This is a genomic window from Paraconexibacter sp., from assembly GCF_059438195.1.
The window spans coordinates 1-17,369 of record NZ_JBLKKY010000059.1; the positions used below are offsets into that span (position 1 = coordinate 1).

General features: G+C 74.3%; 17 protein-coding genes and 1 pseudogene. 11 read left to right on the top strand and 7 right to left on the bottom strand.

All coding sequences use genetic code 11. The annotated features are described in order from the left end of the window. A pseudogene (locus ACME2J_RS17205) lies at positions 1 to 257 on the bottom strand (hypothetical protein); the annotation flags it as partial. A gap of 249 nt (positions 258 to 506) precedes the next feature. On the opposite strand from ACME2J_RS17205, the gene ACME2J_RS17210 reads away from it, so the two are divergent. From ACME2J_RS17210 to ACME2J_RS17245, 8 genes are read left to right on the top strand one after another with little or no spacing between them, the layout of a single operon-like run. Then, positions 507 to 1,247, top strand: coding sequence for an MlaE family ABC transporter permease (locus ACME2J_RS17210; RefSeq protein WP_495546198.1), 741 nt, complete (start codon positions 507 to 509; stop codon positions 1,245 to 1,247). Further along, entirely contained in the window at positions 1,244 to 2,041 is a 798-nt protein-coding gene (locus tag ACME2J_RS17215) for an ABC transporter permease (protein WP_495546169.1), read from the top strand. Before ACME2J_RS17210 ends, ACME2J_RS17215 begins: the two co-directional genes overlap by 4 nt. A gap of 3 nt (positions 2,042 to 2,044) precedes the next feature. Next, positions 2,045 to 3,352 (top strand): MlaD family protein, encoded by a 1,308-nt coding sequence (locus ACME2J_RS17220; protein WP_495546170.1) that lies wholly within the window; start codon positions 2,045 to 2,047, stop codon positions 3,350 to 3,352. Next, complete coding sequence (locus tag ACME2J_RS17225; RefSeq protein ID WP_495546171.1) at positions 3,349 to 4,866, top strand: MlaD family protein; 1,518 nt, start codon at positions 3,349 to 3,351, stop codon at positions 4,864 to 4,866. Before ACME2J_RS17220 ends, ACME2J_RS17225 begins: the two co-directional genes overlap by 4 nt. Next, complete coding sequence (locus ACME2J_RS17230) at positions 4,863 to 6,296, top strand: MlaD family protein (protein ID WP_495546172.1); 1,434 nt, start codon at positions 4,863 to 4,865, stop codon at positions 6,294 to 6,296. The genes ACME2J_RS17225 and ACME2J_RS17230 overlap by 4 nt, the downstream gene beginning before the upstream one ends. Next, positions 6,293 to 7,786, top strand: coding sequence for an MlaD family protein (locus ACME2J_RS17235; RefSeq protein WP_495546173.1), 1,494 nt, complete (start codon positions 6,293 to 6,295; stop codon positions 7,784 to 7,786). The genes ACME2J_RS17230 and ACME2J_RS17235 overlap by 4 nt, the downstream gene beginning before the upstream one ends. Continuing rightward, complete coding sequence (locus ACME2J_RS17240) at positions 7,786 to 9,054, top strand: MlaD family protein (protein ID WP_495546174.1); 1,269 nt, start codon at positions 7,786 to 7,788, stop codon at positions 9,052 to 9,054. Before ACME2J_RS17235 ends, ACME2J_RS17240 begins: the two co-directional genes overlap by 1 nt. Before the next feature lie 3 nt (positions 9,055 to 9,057). Then, a complete protein-coding gene (locus tag ACME2J_RS17245) occupies positions 9,058 to 10,470 on the top strand; it encodes an MlaD family protein (protein ID WP_495546175.1) in 1,413 nt (470 codons plus the stop codon). 23 nt (positions 10,471 to 10,493) lie between these two features. On the opposite strand, the gene ACME2J_RS17250 is transcribed toward ACME2J_RS17245, so the two are convergent. Then, complete coding sequence (locus tag ACME2J_RS17250) at positions 10,494 to 10,946, bottom strand: SRPBCC family protein (RefSeq protein ID WP_495546176.1); 453 nt, start codon at positions 10,944 to 10,946, stop codon at positions 10,494 to 10,496. A gap of 30 nt (positions 10,947 to 10,976) precedes the next feature. Then, positions 10,977 to 11,243: a hypothetical protein gene (locus tag ACME2J_RS17255; protein WP_495546177.1), complete on the bottom strand. Its 267-nt coding sequence runs from the start codon at positions 11,241 to 11,243 to the stop codon at positions 10,977 to 10,979. Between the two features lie 80 nt (positions 11,244 to 11,323). On the opposite strand from ACME2J_RS17255, the gene ACME2J_RS17260 reads away from it, so the two are divergent. Next, a complete protein-coding gene (locus ACME2J_RS17260; RefSeq protein WP_495546178.1) occupies positions 11,324 to 13,177 on the top strand; it encodes an ATP-binding SpoIIE family protein phosphatase in 1,854 nt (617 codons plus the stop codon). A gap of 37 nt (positions 13,178 to 13,214) precedes the next feature. Here ACME2J_RS17260 and ACME2J_RS17265 read toward each other — a convergent pair whose 3' ends face one another. The 3 genes from ACME2J_RS17265 to ACME2J_RS17275 all read right to left on the bottom strand — a co-directional run bounded on the left by ACME2J_RS17265 (position 13,215) and on the right by ACME2J_RS17275 (position 14,486). Continuing rightward, complete coding sequence (locus tag ACME2J_RS17265; protein ID WP_495546179.1) at positions 13,215 to 13,565, bottom strand: STAS domain-containing protein; 351 nt, start codon at positions 13,563 to 13,565, stop codon at positions 13,215 to 13,217. An 88-nt stretch (positions 13,566 to 13,653) separates the two neighbouring features. Continuing rightward, on the bottom strand, positions 13,654 to 14,058 hold the full coding sequence (locus ACME2J_RS17270; protein ID WP_495546180.1) for an STAS domain-containing protein: 405 nt from the start codon (positions 14,056 to 14,058) through the stop codon (positions 13,654 to 13,656). 5 nt (positions 14,059 to 14,063) lie between these two features. Next, positions 14,064 to 14,486, bottom strand: coding sequence for an ATP-binding protein (locus tag ACME2J_RS17275; protein ID WP_495546181.1), 423 nt, complete (start codon positions 14,484 to 14,486; stop codon positions 14,064 to 14,066). Between the two features lie 210 nt (positions 14,487 to 14,696). Between ACME2J_RS17275 and ACME2J_RS17280 the strand changes: the two genes are divergently transcribed. Continuing rightward, positions 14,697 to 14,975 carry an HU family DNA-binding protein gene (locus ACME2J_RS17280; protein ID WP_495546182.1) on the top strand — a complete coding sequence of 93 codons (279 nt, stop codon included), beginning with the start codon at positions 14,697 to 14,699 and terminating at the stop codon, positions 14,973 to 14,975. A gap of 140 nt (positions 14,976 to 15,115) precedes the next feature. After that, positions 15,116 to 15,616, top strand: a complete 501-nt coding sequence (locus tag ACME2J_RS17285) for a DUF4395 domain-containing protein (RefSeq protein WP_495546183.1) — start codon at positions 15,116 to 15,118, stop codon at positions 15,614 to 15,616. 481 nt (positions 15,617 to 16,097) lie between these two features. Here ACME2J_RS17285 and ACME2J_RS17290 read toward each other — a convergent pair whose 3' ends face one another. Next, positions 16,098 to 17,309 (bottom strand): MFS transporter, encoded by a 1,212-nt coding sequence (locus tag ACME2J_RS17290; RefSeq protein ID WP_495546184.1) that lies wholly within the window; start codon positions 17,307 to 17,309, stop codon positions 16,098 to 16,100. Between the last annotated feature and the right edge of the window lie 60 nt (positions 17,310 to 17,369).

Genomic DNA, 17,369 nt, shown 5'->3' on the forward strand with positions numbered 1-17,369 from the left:
ATAGCGTCGCGCGGCGGCTCGCCGTCGACCCGCGGCACGTCGGCGAGCGTCGCGAAGGCCTCGGCGGGGTCGTCGGGCACCGTGCGCGCCGCGACGGGCCGCAGGCCGAGGACCGCCCTCGATCCGCCCGCCCAGTCGCCGAGGAGAGCGAAGGCGCCCGGCTCGCCGCGGAGGGCGAGCGCGGCCCGCCACGGCTCGAGCGCGAGGTCGAGCGGCTCGCGCACGAGGGCGACGGCGCGAGGAGGCGAGCGGTGCACGGTCCCCATCTTCGCGGGCCGGCGGAGGCGGCGGTCGGCCGGCGGTCGTGGACCCGCTCTCGACACCGCGTCCAGCGATTCCTGGTTGCCCGGCCAGTCCTATGTGCACTACTGTCACCTCGCTTCGCGGCGCCGGGAGCGCGGCGGGGCATGGGGAGAGAGACACGTGGGAGACGATCACCAGTGGTGAGGGGGACCGCCGATCGGCTGTTCCTCCCGATGCGGGAGTTCATCGAGACGATCGGCTCGATGGGCATCCTCACGGGCAAGACGATCGTCTCGGCGATCCGCCCGCCCTACCCCTACGGCGGCGAGTTCGTCGCGCAGTTCCTCTTCGCGCTGCGGCTCTGCTGGTTCCCGATGATCGTCGCCTCGATCGCCTTCACGTACGGGCCGTCCGGCATCCAGGCGGCGAACTTCCTCAACCTCTTCGGCGCTCTCGACCGCCTCGGCGGCCTCTTCGTCCTCGCGGTCGTCCGCGAGTTCGCGCCGCTCGTGTGCGCGATCGTCATGGCCGGCGTCGCCGGGACCGCGATGTGCGCCGACCTCGGCGCCCGCAAGATCCGCGAGGAGCTCGACGCGCTGCAGGTGCTCGGCGTCGACCCGATCAAGAACCTCGTCGTCCCGCGCTTCCTCGCGCTCATGCTCGCGACGGGCATGTTCAACGTCTACGCCCTCATCTTCGGGACGTTCGGCGGCGTCCTCGTCACCGTGACGAACGACGCGCCGCTCGGCCCGTTCTTCGCGACCTACTTCACGAACGCGACGACGACGGAGCTGTGGGGCTCGCTCCTGAAGACGACGATGTTCGGCGCCATCATCGCCATCGTCTGCTGCTACAAGGGCCTCACCGCGAAGGGCGGCCCCGAGGGCGTCGGTCGCGCCGTCAACCAGGCCGTCGTCATCGCGTTCCTCGGCATCGGCGCGTTCAACTACGTCTTCACGCAGACGCTCCTCGCCACCTACCCGGAGCTGTCGGCCGTCCGATGAGCTCGCTGCGCGCCATCCAGGACCGCGTGTTCGAGCCGTTCGGCGCGTGGCTGCGCTTCTGCGGCCGCGTCATGGGCGACGTCTACTCGCTGCGGGTCATGCGCTTCTTCGGCGAGGCGCTGCGCCAGGCGGGCATCCTCGTCGTCGGTTCGGTGCTCATCGTCCTCGGCCTCGTCTTCATCCTCGGCCTCCAGTGCGGCATCGAGGGCGCGTACGGCTCGCGCGCGGTCGGCTCGCCCTCGACGGTCGGCGCGTTCACGGCGCTCTGCGACCTCCGCGAGGTGACGCCCTACGCGTTCGGGTACATGATGGCCGCGAAGGTCGGGACGGGCATGGTCGCCGAGCTCGGCTCGATGCGGATCTCCGACGAGATCGACGCGCTCGAGGTCATGGGGTTCAACTCCATGCTCTACCTCTGCGCGACGCGGCTCCTGGGCATGTGGATGGTCCTGCCCTTCGTGTACATCATCGCCGTCGCGGCGGGGTTCCTCGGCTCCTACATCGCCGTCGTGCAGCAGATCGGCGAGGTGTCGGCCGGCGGCTACTTCCAGATCTTCTGGCAGTTCCAGAACCCGATCGACCTCCTCTACTCGTCGATCAAGGGGATGCTGATGGCGACCTTCGTCGTCCTCGTCGGCGTCTACTACGGCTACAACGCGTCCGGGGGACCGGTCGGCGTCGGCCGCGCGACGGCGAAGTCGATGGTCATGAACATCTTCGGCATCCACATCATCGGGATGCTGGGGACCCAGATCTTCTGGGGCGGCAACCCGCGAGCCCCGATCGGCGGGTAGCCCGTGCTCCGCCGCTCGAACGTCCGCATCGGCATCACGGCCGCGACGATCGTCGCGCTCGTCACGCTCGTGGTCGTCGTCCTCGGGGGCGGCGGCGACTACCGCATCAACGCGCGGTTCATCGATGCGGGACAGGTCGTGAACGGCGCACGCGTCCAGATCGCGGGGCAGGCCGTCGGCCAGGTCGAGGAGATCCGCCTCACCGACGACAACCAGGCCGAGATCGAGATGCGCATCGACGAGGACGTGGCGCCGCTGCGCGAGGGGACCGTCGCGCGGATCCGGCTCGTCGGCCTCTCGGGCGTGACGAACCGCTTCATCGACATCACCCCGGGGCCGGACGACGCCCCCGAGCTCGACGACGGCGCGGTCCTCGACACGACCCAGACCCGGCCGGTCGTCGACCTCGACATGCTCCTCAACGCGCTCGACGAGCCGACGCGCGACCGCCTTCAGCAGATCATCCGCGACGGCGACGACGTCTTCGAGGGCACCGCGCCGAGCGCGAACCGCGCCCTCGAGCTGCTCAACCCGGCCGTCGCGCAGACGCGCGCGCTCGGCGAGGAGCTCACGCGCGACACCGCCGCGGTCGGCCGGCTCGTCACGACCGGCGCCGCGGTCGTCAAGGCGCTCGCCGACCGCCGCGGCGACGTGGGCGCGGGCATCACCAGCACCGCGACCGCCCTCCGGGCGCTCGCCGACGAGCGACGCTCGCTCCAGAGCGCCCTCGACCGCGCGCCCGCGGCGCTGCGCACGGCCCGCGGGACCCTGCGCCGGACCCGCGCCACCCTCGCCGAGGTGCGCCCGGCGCTGCGCGAGCTGCGCCCTGCCGCCGCCCCGCTCGCCGACCTCCTCCGCGCGCTGCCGGGCACCTCGCGCCAGACGCGGCCCGTCCTCGCGCGCCTCAACGGGCTGCTGCCCGCCGCGAAGGACGCGGTCGACGGGCTCCCCGGGCTGCGCGACGTCGCGCTCCCCGCCCTCACCTCGACGGCGACCGCCGTCCGGGACGGCCTGCCGGTCTTCACGGGCCTGCGGCCCTACGCGCCGGACATCGTCCTCGGCCTCTTCCAGGGCCTCGGCGGCCGGGCCGCCGGCTCCTACGACGCCAACGGCCACTTCGCCCGCATCGCCTTCGCGACGACCGGCCCGTCCGTCGGGCTCCTCTCGCAGCTCCCGGCGCTCAACGCCGCCGGCGGCTTCCGCACCGGCCTCGACGCGCGCTGCCCCGGCGCGGCCGCGGAGCCCGCACCGGACGGCAGCAACCCGTACGTCCCCGACCCGTCGATCTGCGACCGGGAGGACGACAAGTGAGGGCGCTCGCGCGACCCGACCGCCTCGGCGCGGCCGCCGTCGGCGTCCTCGTCGCCGTCGCGGCGATCCTCGTCGTGCTCGCGGTGACGAGCGCCGAGTCGGGGGCGCAGGACGGGGAGCCGACCGGCGACTACCGCATCGACGCGATCTTCGACACCGCCAAGGGCATCATCCCCGGCCAGGTCCTCAAGATCGCCGGCGCGCGCGCCGGGACGGTCGACGACGTGACGCTCACCGAGGACTTCAAGGCGCGCATCGAGATGACGACGGACGCGCGCTTCGCGCCCTTCCGCGCCGACGCCGCCTGCGAGATCAAGCCCGAGGGCCTCATCTCCGAGCGCTTCGTCGAGTGCGACCCGGGGAGCCCCGACGCCGAGGAGCTCGCGCAGGTCGACGGCGTCCCGACCGTCCCCGTCGAGAACACGACGGTCCCCGTCGCCATCACCGATCTCTTCAACGTCTTCGACATGCCGGTGCGCCAGCGCTTCACCGCGCTCGTCGCGTCGCTCGGCATCGGCGCCGCGGGCCGCGGCGAGGACGTCAACGAGATCCTGCGCCGCGCCAACCCGTCGCTGCAGCTCGTCCGCGACGTCATGCAGCGCCTCGCCCGCGACGAGCAGGAGCTGAAGGACGCCGTCGCCGCGACCGACCGCGTCGTCGCCGAGCTCGCGAAGCGCCCCGCGCGCGTCGGCGACTTCGTCGACGCGGCCGGCCGCGTCGTGAGCGAGACCGCGCGCCGCCGGACCGCGCTGCGCCAGGCCGTCCGCACGCTGCCGGCCGCGCTCGACGAAGCCGAGCCGTCCCTCGCCGCGTTCGAGCGCTTCTCGAGCGACACGACGCCGCTCCTGCGCGAGCTGCGGGCGGCCGCGCCGCGCACGACGTCGCTCCTGCGCCGCATCGTCCCGTTCTCGCAGGCCGCGCGCCCCGCCCTGCGTGCGCTCGACGACGCCGCCGAGACCGGGATCCCCGTCGCCCGCTCCGCCGCCCCGGTCGTCGCGCTGCTGCGCGGGTTCTCGGGCGCCGCCCTGCCGACCGGCCGGGAGCTGAGCGAGCTCGTCGTCGACCTTCGCGACAGCGGCGTCACCGAGAACCTCCTCAGCTTCGTCTACAACACCGCCGGGTCGACGGCGCGCTACGACTCGACGAGCCACATCCTCCCGACGACGATCTTCATCGACGGGATCAACGGCTGCTCGGTGTTCGCGACGACGCCGACCCCGGGGTGCGAGGCGACGTTCACCGAGACCGGCGTCGCGCAGCGCGACGCGAGCGAGAAGAGGGCGCCGGCGGAGAAGACGGGCGCACGGCGCCCCTCCGCTCCCGCGCCGTCGACCGGTGACGCCGCGCCCGCCCCCGAGCCGTCGAGCCCCGGCGAGGCGCCGCTCACGCTGCCTGGCCTCCCGCCGATCGAGCTCCCGCAGCTCCCGGGTCTGCCGCTCCTCGACCGCGGCGACGCCGCCCGCCCCGCCGATCCCGACTCCGCCGAGGGGCTCCTCGGCTTCCTCCTCGGATGAACCGGCAAGAGACGACATTCACGCCGGGCGACCTGTTCGGCAACCCGATCCTCGTCGGGTCGATCATCCTCATCGTCACGGTCATCGGCGTCCTGCTCTCGTACAACGCGAACAAGGGCCTGCCGTTCGTCCCGACCTACCAGCTCTACGCGGAGGTCCCCGACGCCGCGAAGCTCACGCCGGGCGGATCCGAGGTCCGGATCGGCGGGGCGCGCATCGGCATCGTGAAGGAGATCGAGCCGCTCCCGGCCGAGGACGGCAAGCCGGTGCGCGCCCGCCTGCTCCTCGACCTCCAGCAGGACCAGCAGGGTCTCCCGCGCGACACCGAGGTCCGCGTCCGGCCGCGCTCGATCCTGGGCGCGAAGTACCTCGACGTCATCCCCGGCGAGAGCGCCGAGCCGCTCCCGCCGGGTGCGACGATCCCCATCGAGCAGGCGCAGGAGATCGTCGAGCTCGAGGAGGCGTTCAACGTCTTCGACGACGAGACCTCGCAGGGCATCCGCAGCGCGATCATCAACCTCGGCGACGCGCTCGCCGGACGGGGCGCCGACCTGGACGAGACGGTCGCCGAGCTCGACTCCGCGCTCCCCCCGGCCCAGCGCGTCCTCGAGGTCCTCGCCGACCCCGCCACCGACCTCGACGGCCTCATCCGCGGCGTCGCGGCCACGTCGCGCGCGATCGACCCGGTGACGCCGCTCCTCTCGCGCGTCCTCGAGACGGGGACGACGACGCTCGAGGCGATCGACCGGGCGCGTCCCGCGCTCGGCGCGTCGATCGAGGAGCTCCCGCGGACGAACGTCGCGCTCACGCGGGCGCTGCGCACGGCGCGCCCCGTGCTCGCCGACGCCGCAGAGATCGCGACGGACCTGCGGCCCGGAGTGCGAGCCCTCCCGACCGCGGCGCGGCGCCTCGACCGGGCCTTCGCGACGGGCACGCCCGTCCTGCGCGAGGCGCCGGGGCTCGCGTCGCGTCTCGAGGCGACGCTCGCCGCGCTCGGCGAGGTCGCCGGCGACGACGCGACGCCGGGCGCGCTCGAGCTGCTCACGACGACGGTGTCGATCCTCGACGGGACGCTGGACGAGCTCCTCCCGGCGCAGCGGACCTGCAACGTGTTCGGCATCGGGCTGCGCAACCTCGCGAGCGTCGTCGAGACCGGTAACGCCGACGGCGGCACGCTCCTCGCGACGATCATCCTCGACGCGGAGCAGATCCTCCAGAGCGGCACGCCGTCGCAGAACCTCCACTGGAACCCCACCCCGGTGAACGACGACACGGAGTGCGAGACCGGGAACGAGCCGTACCTGCCGGGCCGCCGGATCGGCAGCCCCGCGGGCCTCCAGCCCGCCCGCACCGAGGACACCGCGCCGCCCGCCGCCGCGACCTCCCGGGCCCGCAGCGCGGGCCTGCTCACGGAGGTGCCCGGCCGATGAGGCTCCGCAGGTCGTCCTCGCGCCGCCGCGTCCCCAACGGCATCCTCGGCCTCATCGGCGTGGTCGCGTTCCTCGCGTTCGTCTACGGGGCGTTCACGAAGCGCGTCCCGTTCCTCGAGGGCTACCGCGTCACCGCGGTCGTGCAGTCCTCGAACGAGCTGCGCAGCGGCTCGCCGGTCCGCATCGCGGGCGTCGACGTCGGGAAGGTCGTCGAGCTCGAGAAGGGCGACGGCGACACCGCGCTCGTCACGATGGAGCTGAAGGACTCCGGCCGGCCGCTGCACACCGATGCGGAGATCCGGATCCGGCCGCGGCTCTTCCTCGAGGGCGGCTTCTACATCGAGGTCGACCCGGGCAGCCCGAGCGCGCCCGAGATCGCGGACGGCGGCACGATCCCGCTCGGGCAGACGGCGATCCCCGTCCAGTTCGACCAGATCCTCACCGGCGCGTTCGCCCGCCCGTCGCGGGAGTCGTTCACGCGCATCATCGACGAGGTCGGGACGGCTCTCGACGAGGGCGGCGCCCGCGACCTCGGCCGGGCGACGAAGCCGCTCGTCCCGGCGCTGCGCGACGTCGCGATCGTCGCCGAGGCGGCGCAGGGCGAGCGCCGCGGCGACGTCGAGACGACCGTCCGGTCCCTCGCGCGGATCACGAGCGCCCTCGCCGCCAACGACGACGCGCTCGGGCGCCTCGTGACGGGGATGGCGCGGACGACCGGCGCGCTCGCCGACGAGCAGGCGTCCGTGCGGGCGAGCGTCCGCAACCTCGACGCCGTCCTGCGCGATGCGCCCGCCGCCCTGCGGGCGATCGACGCGGGCCTCGGCCCGACGGAGGGGCTCGTCGAGGACGCGCGTCCGGCGCTGCGTGCCGCGCCGCCCGTCCTGCGCGATGCGGTGCGCCTCACCGATCAGCTCGACCGCGCGACCCGGACGGCCGAGCTGCCGCGGCTCGTCGACCTCCTCGACCCGACGGTGCGCCGGCTGCCCGCCCTCGAGCAGAAGCTCGGCACGCTCCTCCCGCTCGTCGACCCGGTGACGGACTGCGTCCGCGACCGCGCTCTGCCCGTCCTCACGGCGAGCGTCGACGACGGCGCGCTCTCGACGGGCCGCCCGGTGTGGCAGGACCTCGCGCACGGCCTCGTCGGCCTCAACTCCGCCGCCCAGAACTTCGACGCCAACGGGTTCCAGGTCCGCTACAACGCGACCTTCGGCGACGGGACGGTCAACCTCGGCGAGATCGCGGGCTTCGGCGCCGTGACCGGCGGCGGCTCCGAGCCGATCGCCGGCGTCCGGCCGCGCTGGAACGGCCCCGGCGGCGGTCCCGCGTTCCGCCCGGACGCGCCGTGCCGCGATCAGGCGCCGACCGACCTGCGGGCCGACGCCGCGCCCACCGTCGCGCGCTTCCGCAAGGGCCGCGCGACGCCGGTGAAGGTGACCGCGGCGCAGTTCCGCCGCGCGCTCGCGCGCTTCGCGAAGGAGGGCGGTCGCTGATGCTGAAGCGCCAGCTCGAGCGCTACGGCCGCTGGCTCGTCGCGATCGGCGTCCTCGTCGCGATCGCCGCCGTCTGCGCCGCGTACATCCTCGTCAACCAGCGGCTTCAGCTCCCGTTCGAGGACACGTACACGGTGAAGGTCGAGATGGAGCGCGTCCCGGGTCTCGAGCCGGGGCTCGGCCAGCCCGCGAACGTGTCGGGCGTCCGCGTCGGCTCGATCAGCGGCGTCGAGCTGCGCGACGGCCGCGCGATCGTCGAGCTGCGGATCCAGCGCGACAAGCTGCCGACGATCTGGGAGGACGCCTTCGCGACGCTCGTGCCGAACTCGCCCCTCAAGGACCTCCAGATGGAGATCCGCCCCGGCGGTCCCGACGCCCCCGAGCTCGAGGAGGGCGGGACGATCCCCGTCGCCCGGACGTCGCCGCCGATCGACTCCGACGAGCTCACCAACGCCCTCGACGCCGACACCCGCCAGTTCTTCCAGGCGCTCGTCGGGGGGATCGACGAGGGGACACGCGACCGCGGCGAGGATCTCCGCGAGCTCTTCGCCGCCCTCGGGCCGACGACCGAGGACGTCGCGAAGGTGACCGGCGCGCTCGCCGACCGGCGGCGTCAGCTCCGGCGCCTCGTCGGCAACCTCGCGGTCCTCACGCGCGAGGTCGGGAAGCGCGACGCGGAGCTCGCTCGGGTCGTCCGGGCCGGGAGCGCGACCGTCGAGGCCCTCGCGTCCGAGGAGCGCGCGCTGCGCGCCTCGCTGCGCCGCCTGCCGGGGACGCTCGCGACCGCGGACCGCGCGCTCGACAGCGCGCAGGGCTTCGCCGAGGAGATCGTCCCCGCCGCCGAGGCGCTGCGCCCGGCCGTCCGCGCGGCGAAGCCGGCGCTCGACGCGGCCGGGCCGGTCGCCCGCGAGGGGACCCCGATCCTCCGCGACGGGATCCGGCCCCTCGTCCGGGAGCTGCAGCCCGTCGCGCGCGACCTCGCCCCGGCGACGCGCGACCTCGACGCGGTGACCCCCGAGCTCACCACCGCCTTCCAGGTCCTCAACTACGTCGTCAACGAGGCGGGGTACAACCCGCCGGGCGACGAGGAGGGCTATCTCTTCTGGCTCGCGTGGTTCTCCCACAACGCGGCGTCGTTCATCTCGACCCAGGACGCCCACGGCTCCGCGTGGCGCGGCCTCGGCGTCATCGGCTGCGAGAACCTCAGCCAGAGCCCGTCCCTCGGCCCCATCCTCGCCGGCCTCGTCGGCACCGTCCCGAGCTGCTGATCCATGGGCACGAAAGCACCAGACCGCACGCAGATCCTCATCGCGATCCTCTTCGCGCTCTCGGTGTTCGGCTTCACGCTCTTCGTGTGGAAGAGCTTCGGCGGCACCGTCCCGCTCGAGGCGAAGGGCTACGAGGTGCGGATGTCCTTCGGGCGCGACGCGTCGAATCTCGTGACGAACGCCGACGTGCGGATCGCCGGGGTGAACGTCGGCAAGGTGACGGCGATCGAGCCGATCGGGACCCGCATCGAGGCGACCGTGTCGCTCGACCCGGAGTTCGTCCCGCTCCCGTCGGACGCGCGCGCGATCGTCCGCGCGAAGACGCTGCTCGGCGAGACGTTCGTCGAGCTCTCGCCGGGGAGGGACTCGACGGCGCCCGTCCCCGACGGCGGGATGCTCCCGGTCGCCAACATCCGAGAGGCCGAGGGCCTCGACGAGGTGCTCGGCAGCTTCGACGCCGAGACGCGGGAGTCGCTGAAGGGCTTCCTCGACGACCTCTCGGTCGCGCTCGACGAGCGGGGCCAGGACATCAGCGCCGCGATCGGCAACGCCGCGCCGGCGACGCGCGACCTGCGCCGCGTCCTCGAGGTCCTCGACGCGGAGCGGCCCGCGGTGCGCTCGCTCATCCGCGACACGTCGACGACGCTCGCGGCGATCTCGGAGCGCGAGTCCGGCCTGCGCGAGCTCGTCCGCGCGGGCGACGAGCTGCTCGGCGCGACGGCCGAGCGCGACACCAGGATCACCGAGACCGTCGATGAGCTCCCGGGCTTCCTGCGCGAGACGCGGACGATGCTCGGCGAGGTGGAGGCGACCGCGCGCGAGGCCGCGCCGACGCTGCGCACGCTGCGGCCCGTCGCCCCGCTCGTCGAGCCGGCGCTCGACGAGACCTCCCGGCTCGCCCCCGTGCTGGAGGACACCTTCGAGGGCCTCGACCCCGTCATCGACGCGGCCCGCGACGGGCTGCCGGCGGCGACAGCGGTCGTCGAGGCGACGCGGCCCGTCGTCCGGGCGCTGCTCCCCGCCGGCCGCCAGCTCGTGCCCGTCATCCGGACGCTCGACGCGTACGCCGCCGACAGCGTCACCGCCGCGGCGAACGTCGGCGCGGCGACGAACGGCAAGGTGCGGACGGCCGACGGCAAGGTCCGCCGCTACCTGCGCGTGCTGCCGCCGATCTGGTCGGAGGGCCTCCTCGGCTTCGCGCAGCGCGAGCCGACGAACCGCTACAACCCGTATCCGGCCCCGGGCGCTCTCGCGAAGGCGCTCAGCGGCGGGCTCGAGTCGTTCGACTGCCGCCATACGGCCAACCCCGTCGAGATCCCGCCGCTCGGGACCGCGCCGCCGTGCGTGCGGCAGCAGCCGTGGACCTTCCAGGGCGAGACGCGGGCGTTCCCGAACGCCCGCCCGGCGGACCCCTGAGGCGCCGCCGCGCGCCTCGCGGGTCAGCCCTCCGCGCGCTCCTTGAGATTCGTGAGCGTGCCGTCGAGGAGGTGGTCGCGCACCTTGTCGACGACCGGGCCGCGGAGCAGGAGACCGAGCCTGCGGCCGGGATCGACCTCGACCGCCATCCGCACCTCGCAGGTCGCGACGCCGGTCTCCCGCACGTGGAACTCGCAGACGACGCTCTTCACCTCGCTGCCCTTCTCGGAGACGAACCGCATCGTCCGCGGGTCGCTGTCGACCGCGTAGGCGTAGCGGATGTCGATCCTCACGGCCTTCACCTTCGCGTCGAAGACGACGCGAGAGGCCGCGGGGAGGCCGTGGTCGCCGATCTCCCGGACGTCGACCTCGTTGACGCTCGGGTTCCACACCGGGAACGCGTCGGCGTCGACCACGATGCCGTAGACGTGCTCGGCGGTGGCCTCGATCTCGACGGTGCGGTCTCCGGTGATCACGTTCGCAGCGTATCGCCGCGGCGGACCGGATCAGGCGTCGCGGCCCTGACCGTGCTCGCTGTCGGCCTCTCCGTAGACGTCGGGCGAGGGCGCTCGCTCCTCGTCGGCCTTCCCGGCGTCGCGGATGATCGGAGCGGTCGTGTGCGAGTCGCCGTGGGTCGCGTGCTCGATGAGGAGCTGCTCGGCGAGCTCGAAGCCCTCCGCCTCGCCGCCGCCGGCCTCGTTGACCGGGAGCGCCGCCGAGGCGCGCCGTCGGGCGAGCTCGTCGGAGACGCCGGGTGAGGGATGATCGCTCATGGCAGAAGTCAAGCGGTCCGGGCCGACGTGCGCAACCCCCGCGGCGCGCGAGCGCCGGTCGAGCCGGGAGAATGGCGCACGTGGACCGCTCGCGCCCGCTGCGCCGGATCCTCGCGATCCTCGTCGCCGTCCAGGTCGTCCTGTTCGTCGTCGATCTCGCGATCGACGAGATCCTCGCGCTCGCGCACGTCATCCCCGTCTTCGTCGTCGCGCTCGTCGCCGGCCCGCGGACGACCGCCGCGTTCGGCGTCGCCGCCCTCGTCCTCGTCGTCGCGAGCGGCTTCAGCGCGGAGGAGCTCCTGTCGGACTCACACCTCGCCCGGATCGGCATCGGCGTCGCGGGGGTCGGGGCGGCGACGGCCGGCGCGGCCGGGCGCGCGCGTCTCGAGCGCGACGTCCGTCAGCTCGAGATCCTCGCGGCGATCGGCCCGGAGAGCGTCGGCGGGCGCTCCCCGCGCGAGACCGCCGACGCGCTGCTGGCCTCGCTCGTCCCCGTCTTCGCCGACGGCGCCGCGATCGACCTCAGGGGCGAGGACGGGGCGCTCACGCGGATGGCCGTCCGCGGTGCGTCGCCGCCCCTCCCGCGGTCCGACGCCGACGAGGGGTCCGATCCCGCGATCATCACGGTGCCCCTGCGCGTGCCTGGCCACGAGACCGGACGATTCACGGCGGTCCGGCGGATGCCGCGCCGGCGGTTCCGCCGCAACGACGCGCGGTTCGGGCTCGCGGTCGCGGCCCGGATCGCGCTCGCGCTCGAGAACGCCCGGCTCGTCAGCGAGCTGACGCGGGCGGAGATGGCGCAGCGGACCGTCTCCGAGGCGCTCCAGCGCAGCCTCCAGCCGCCCGACCTGCCGACGATCCCGGGCGTGCGTCTCGCATCGCACTACGCCGCGGTCGGCGAGGCGACGCAGGTCGGCGGCGACTTCTACGACGCGTTCGCCGCCGGCGAGGGCGCCCTCCTCGTCATCGGCGACGTCACCGGGAAGGGCGCGGAGGCCGCCTCGGTGACCGCGTTCGCCCGCGGTGCCCTCCAGGCAGCGGCGACCCAGACGGGATCGCCGGTCGACGCGGTCGCCCGGCTCGACGCGCTCCTCGGCCTCCGCGACGAGATGTCGCTCTGCTCGGTCGCCTGCGTCCACCTCGTCCCTCGCGACGGCGTCACGACGGCCGCCGTCGTCCTCGCCGGCCACCCGCCCGTCCTCCTCCTCCGCGGCGGCCGCGTGACTCCGCTCGGCGAGCCCGGGCCGCTGCCCGGCGCGTTCGCCGGCGCTCGCTGGGCCGCGACCGACGTCGATCTCGCACCGGGCGACATCCTCGTCCTGCGGACCGACGGCGTCACCGACACCGTCGGCGCCGACGGGCGGCTCGGCGAGCAGCGCCTGCGCGACGCGCTCGAGGCTCTCCCGCCAGGAGACGCGGGGGCGGTGGCCGGTGCGGTCCGCCGGCTCGTCGCGCAGCACACGCTGGGTGCGCAGCGCGACGACACGGCGGTCCTCGTCGCCGAGATCACCGGCCCGGGCGTCGTCGTCGTCCCGGAGGGCCGCGACCCGGCTCCCGTCGACGTCGTCCTCGAGCTCGAGGGCCGCCCGCGCTCGATCGCGGCAGCGCGCCGCGCCGTCGACGACCACCTCGCGGGCCACCTGTCCTCAGGGGAGGTCGAGGACCTCCGGCTCCTCGTGAGCGAGCTCGCGACGAACGCGGTCCGGCACGGCGGCGAGGGCGCCTACCGGCTCGAGATCCGATGCGACCCGGCGCGGGTGGCCATCGCGGTCACCGATCCGGGCGACGGCTTCACGCCGCCCGGGCGCACCGCGAACCACGACGAGCTCGCGGTCGGCGGCTACGGGCTCGGGCTCATCGCGGAGCTGAGCGACCGCTGGGGCGTGGACCGCCGCGGGGGGACGCGCGTGTGGTTCGAGCTCGACCGGGTCTGACGAGCCCGTCGACGGGCCGTCCCGGCGCGTGGCGGCGTCACTCCGGCGCCGTGTCGCGCAGATCGAGGTGCGCGGCGACGCCCGTCGTCTCGAGGAGGGAGCGGATGCTCTCCCCGCCGGGGACGACGGCGAAGGGGATCGCCTCGCGCTCGGCGTCGCGGTGGGCCTCCACGAGGACGCGGATGCCGGAGGAGTCGAGGAACGACGTCGTCGAGAGATCGAGGACGAGGCCGGTCTCGCCCTCGGAGCGGGCGGCGAGGGCCGCCCCGAGCTCGTCGGCGGTGGCGAGGTCGATCTCGCCCGTCACGGCGACGACGCGCGTCGTGCCCGCCATCCGCGTGGACAGCCGGAGGGGCTCAGGGTCGGGTCCGTGCGCGCTCGCGTCCATGGAGAAAACGGGGCGCGGTCGACGCCCGGGGCGGCGCGAGCATAGCGGCACGGGCGGCGGTGGCCGCCCGATGCGGTTGTGGAGCTCGTCAGCGAGCGCCCGAGAGCTGCCCGCCCGAGTCCGTCCCGGCCCGGTCGTCGCCGCGGAGGATCGCGACGGCGTCCGCGCGGCGCGCGGTGACGGGGATCATGCCGTCGAGGCCGGTGATCGAGAACGTCGTCGCGATCGTGGGATCGACGTTGACGATCGCGAGGTCGCCGCCTCCGGGACGCAGCCGCTTCGCGAGCCCGATGAGGACGCCGAGGCCCGTGGAGTCGAGGAACGTCACATCGGTGAGGTCGACGACGATGCGCCGGGCGCCCTCGTCGATCGCCTCCGTGCCGGCCCGGCGCACGTCGTGCGCCGTGAAGAGGTCGATCTCGCCGCGGGCGGCGATGAGGCGGATGCCGTCGTCGAGCGTCGTCGTCGTCAGGTCGAAGTCGAACGTCGTCACCGCGGTCAGGCCGTACCCGGGGGCGTCGTGGGCGAAACGATCGAGAACCGCATGCGGACCTCCGTCCCAGGCGCCTCCCGGGCGATTTCGAGGGAGTCCGCGACCGCCTCGATGAGGGCGAGCCCCGCGCCGAAGCCCGGTGTCTTGTCGGCGTCCGGGCGGTCGCCGCTGTCGCGCACGACGATGCCGAAGGACTCTCCGTCCTCGGAGGCCTCGACCTCGACGAGCCCCGTCGCACCGTGCGGATAGGCGTGGCGGACGACGTTGGAGACCGCTTCGGTGACCGCGAGGGCGATCGCTCCCCGCAGGTCCGGGTCGGCGCCGCGCGCCGCCGCCATCCCTCCGAGGGCGTGCCGCACGGCCGGGACGTTCTCGGGGACCGCGCGGGTCCGGATGGCGAAGTCGGGGTCGACGCTCCCGCGAGTCATGGGGCTGGTGTTCCCCCTGTCGGGGCCACCAAACGCCGAAAAGCCCCTATGCATCGGCGGATCGGTGTGCGTAGGATCCGTCCGTGGCCCCCTCTAGGGTGCCGTGCCGGCCAGCAAGAGGCCGGCCCACGCCCTGGCCTCAGCCGGCGCAGGGAAAGCGGCGTCCGGATGCCCCGGTCGCCTTCGACCACAGCAGGAGGAACCGCACCCGTGAACAAGACCGAGCTTGCCCAGCACCTCTCCGAGCGTTCCGACCTCGGGACGGGTGACGCGAAGTCGGCGGTCGACGCGATCGCCGCGATCGTCTCGGAGACGCTCGCCCGTGGTGGCGAGGTGAACATCGCCGGCTTCGGGAAGTTCACCGTCGCCGAGCGCGGCGCCCGCACCGGCGTCAACCCCGCGACCGGCGAGAAGATCGAGATCAAGGCGTCGAAGGCGCCGAAGTTCACCGCCGCGAAGGCTCTGAAGGACGCGGTCAACGGCCGCTAGATCCACGTCCGGACCGCGGACGGCAGGACCCCGGCGGACCGCCGGGGAGGGGGACCGCCGCGCCAGTGGAGCGCGGCGGTCCCTCTTTTTATGGATTCCCGATAGGCTTTCAGGGTCTCGTTGACCGCTGGGAGCCGTCCATGATCCGTTCGCACGCCGCCGAGCCGTTCCGTCCGTCCGCCGACCCGTGGCGGGACCTCGACGTCATCGACTCACGCGCGCCGCGCACCGTCCAGGCGACGATGGGCGTCGGCTGCGCCGTGGCGCTCCTCACCGGGGTGGAGTGGATCGTCGCCCTCCTCGCGATCCAGCTCACCCTCGGCCTCACGCTCGGCCGCCGCTGGTGCCTCCCGTGCCGCCTCTACTTCCAGGTGCTCCAGCCGCGCCTCGGTGAGGGCCCGCTCGAGGACTCGCGCGCCCCGCGCTTCGCGAACATGATCGGCCTCGGCTGCACGGCCGGCGCGACCGCGCTCTTCCTCGCAGGACTCGCGACCGCCGGCTGGGTCCTCGCCGGCATGGTGGCCGTGCTCGGGACCTTCTCGGCGGTCAGCGGCTTCTGCGTCGGCTGCTGGATGTGGGCGAAGCTCCATCCGGACGAGGCCTGCGAGGTCTGCGAGATCCCGCAGCGCGCCGCCGCCTGAGGGGCGTCGGCGCCGAGCGCGGCCGACCGCCCGCCGGCCGGTGGCGAAGCGGTACGGCGACGCCGAGCCGCTAGTGCGGCGATCTACGGTGATACTCGGCCGGCGGGCTGCGCGACGATCTCCTCGTGCCGATCCGCAGCACGGGCTGCGGAGGCGAGACCCCGAAGAGGAGGGAACCATGCATCGCACTGCACGGACTGTCGCTGCCGTCACATGCGCGGGTCTGCTCGCCTTGCCGGCCACCGGCATGGCGGCTCCGAACCCCGACAGCGCCGCGGGAGCGTGCGGGCCGCCCGGCCAGACGATCTCGCAGCTCACGCCCGGTCCCGGTCAGGGGGTGGTCCTGCCCGGCCAGGCGGTGAGGAACGAATGCGCCCCCGGGCAGCGGGCCTACATCTTCTGAGCCGGACCCGGGGTCTCCGGCTGCGCTCGCGTCGACGCTCCCGGAGACCAGAGCGGCCCTCGTCGCCCGAGCCCGGGACTAGACCGGCTCGGGCAGCGGGGCCTCGCCGGTCGGCACGTGCCGCCCCGCGCGGGCGGCGAGCCACGCTCCGAGCGCGGCGCTCGCGACGGCTGCGGCACCGGCCGCGAGGAACGCCTCCTCGTAGCCGCTCACCGACACGATCGCTCCGGCGAGCGGCCCGCCGACGCCCATCCCGATGTCGAAGAACGAGGTGAAGACGCCGAGGACGACGCCACGCTGCTCGGGCGCTGTCGCGTCGATGGCGAGGAGCGCGAGGCTGGGGAGGAGGAGCGCGACCCCGAGCCCCATGACGAGGGCGCCGACGAGCGCGACGGGGAGCGACGAGCTCATCGCGACGATCGTGAGCCCGACCGCCTCGCAGCTCCCGGCGACCACCACGCCGAGGCGCGGCCCGCGACGGTCGGGGATGCCGCCGAGGAGGAGCCGCCCGAGGACGACGGAGGCGGCGAACGCGACGTACGCGACACCGGCTCCGTCGACGCCCTCGCGCTCGAGGTGGAGCACGACGAAGCTCGAGAACGTCGCGAACCCCAGGGCGCCGAGCGTGAGCGCCGCCCCCGGTCCGACGACCCCGCGCGGGATCCACGCGCGCATCCCGTGGACGCCCGGCGGGGGATGGGGCGCGGCGCTCGTCGTCGGCGTCCCGGGTGCCGCGAGCGGCACGCGCGACACGATCGCGATGGCGACGAGCGGCGCGACGGCGGCGAAGATCCAGACCGCGTCGTAGCCGCTCACCTCGAGCAGCAGCTCGCCGAAGGCCGGGCCGATCGCGAGACCGCCCCAGATCGACATGCCGAAGATCCCGATGACCTGCCCGCGGCGGTCGGGCGGCGCGAGGTCGACGACCCACGCGGCCGCGGCCGTGTAGACCCACCCATCTCCGAGGCCGAGCACGAGCCGGGCCACGAGCAGGCCCGCGAGGCCCCACGGGACGAGGTAGAGGAGCCCCGCGGCCGCGCACAGCGACATGCCCGCGACGACGACGAGCTTCCGCGAGCGCCGGTCGGCGATCCGGCCGCCGATCGGCCGCCCGACCATCGCGGTGAACGCGAACGCCCCGATCGCGAGGCCCACGGCGACGTCGCCCCCGTCGAGCGGGCCCTTGACGTAGCGCGGGAGGATCGGCAGCACGGCGCCGATCGCGATGAAGGTGACGAGCGTCGCGGCGAACACGCCGGCGAACGCGACGCGGCGTGGCGACCCGAGCACCGGGACGATTCTAGGGCCGCCGGAGCCGATCGGGCCGGGATCGGGCGGCACGATGCTTCG

Coding starts and splice junctions, on each gene's coding strand:
- ACME2J_RS17275 (WP_495546181.1), bottom strand. CDS start 14,486: ATGACTCGCGGGAGCGTCGACCCCGACTTCGCCATCCGGACCCGCGCG.
- ACME2J_RS17240 (WP_495546174.1), top strand. CDS start 7,786: ATGCTGAAGCGCCAGCTCGAGCGCTACGGCCGCTGGCTCGTCGCGATC.
- ACME2J_RS17230 (WP_495546172.1), top strand. CDS start 4,863: ATGAACCGGCAAGAGACGACATTCACGCCGGGCGACCTGTTCGGCAAC.
- ACME2J_RS17255 (WP_495546177.1), bottom strand. CDS start 11,243: ATGAGCGATCATCCCTCACCCGGCGTCTCCGACGAGCTCGCCCGACGG.
- ACME2J_RS17235 (WP_495546173.1), top strand. CDS start 6,293: ATGAGGCTCCGCAGGTCGTCCTCGCGCCGCCGCGTCCCCAACGGCATC.
- ACME2J_RS17215 (WP_495546169.1), top strand. CDS start 1,244: ATGAGCTCGCTGCGCGCCATCCAGGACCGCGTGTTCGAGCCGTTCGGC.
- ACME2J_RS17210 (WP_495546198.1), top strand. CDS start 507: ATGGGCATCCTCACGGGCAAGACGATCGTCTCGGCGATCCGCCCGCCC.
- ACME2J_RS17245 (WP_495546175.1), top strand. CDS start 9,058: ATGGGCACGAAAGCACCAGACCGCACGCAGATCCTCATCGCGATCCTC.
- ACME2J_RS17285 (WP_495546183.1), top strand. CDS start 15,116: ATGATCCGTTCGCACGCCGCCGAGCCGTTCCGTCCGTCCGCCGACCCG.
- ACME2J_RS17265 (WP_495546179.1), bottom strand. CDS start 13,565: ATGGACGCGAGCGCGCACGGACCCGACCCTGAGCCCCTCCGGCTGTCC.